This is a genomic window from Actinomycetospora sp. (genome assembly GCF_055612215.1).
Genome location: NZ_JBVPVA010001109.1, coordinates 1 through 1,112, shown reverse-complemented (window position 1 = coordinate 1,112; position 1,112 = coordinate 1). Strand labels below are relative to the sequence as shown.

General features: G+C 73.5%; 2 protein-coding genes. Both read right to left on the bottom strand.

Annotation, left to right across the window (positions count from 1 at the left end):
• The coding region (locus AC0CYZ_RS29925) for a DUF1097 domain-containing protein (protein WP_472221751.1) at positions 1-533 on the bottom strand (533 nt) is incomplete at its 3' end.
• 386 nt (positions 534-919) lie between these two features.
• The coding region (locus AC0CYZ_RS29920) for a hypothetical protein (RefSeq protein ID WP_472221750.1) at positions 920-1,112 on the bottom strand (193 nt) is incomplete at its 5' end.

The window sequence follows — 1,112 nt, the reverse complement described above, 5'->3', positions numbered from 1 at the left end:
GTGGACGACGCCCCCGCGACCTCGTCGGCGGCGTCGTCGTCCCGGCGTGCGGCCAGCGTATGGGCGACGAGCGCGAAGACCGGCCCGAGCGCGTTCATCGCCAGCACCGACACCCACGCCGCCCACGGGTTCGCCGGCGCGAAGCCGAACCCGCCGAACACCGTCGCGAAGTAGGACGCGAACCCGAGGAACATGCCCGGGATCAGCGCGAGCACCCGGGTCCGTCCTGCGTACATCAGCGCGGTGTTGACGACGAGGATGATCACGGCCAGCACGGCGTCCTGGGCGAGCTGCCCGGAGGCCGGCTTCAGCGCGGAGTCGAGCAGGACGATGACCAGCGCGAACGTCGAGCCGGCGGCCATCGTCGGCCACAGCTTCACCAGCGTCGCGCGGTGCGGGCCGCCCGCGAGGAAGGTCGCGGCCCAGCCGATGAAGATGCCCCAGACCGGGAGGTCGAGGGCGTTGCCACCAATGAAGGCGGTGGTCGCGGCGAGGACGGAGGAGATGATCTCGTTCGGGAGTCGCAGTCGCATGGGATCCCTGCTTCGGCCGGGCCGGGCGTGGTCCGAGAGGTCGAGTGGTCCGACCAATCCGCCACCGAGTCAGGCACAGCCCCGAGCGGGCAGGAAGGCGTGTTCCACGAGGTTCACGAGACGATGACGCCGGACGCCGATCGCGACTTTCCGTTGTCACACGCCCGTGAGAAAGGCCTCCGTCCAGCCGAGGGCACCGAGTGGACCCGCAGGGTTGTCTGCCGCTGGCACGGCCTGGCTCTCGGCCCGTCGGGCCGCGCCGGGTGTCGCCGCAGCCATGACGGTCCACTCGGCTGGCGGACGGGCCGGCTCCCGGCCCGAGTGGACCCATGGGGCGCCCACCGCAGCCGCCTGGGTCCACTCGGCGGGGGAGGCTCCGGGCGGGGTCAGGCCTGGGGAGCGCGGAGCGTGCAGACGGCGACCAGCGGGGTCTCTCGGGCGGCGAGCCCGGGGACGACCTCGTCGAGGAGCTCCACCAGCTCGCCGTGGGTCCCGACCCGCCGCGCCGGACAGCCCAGCGCGGTCGCCAGCCCGGCCACGTCGACCTCGGCGAACCCCGGCCACGGCGCCTTGCCCCCG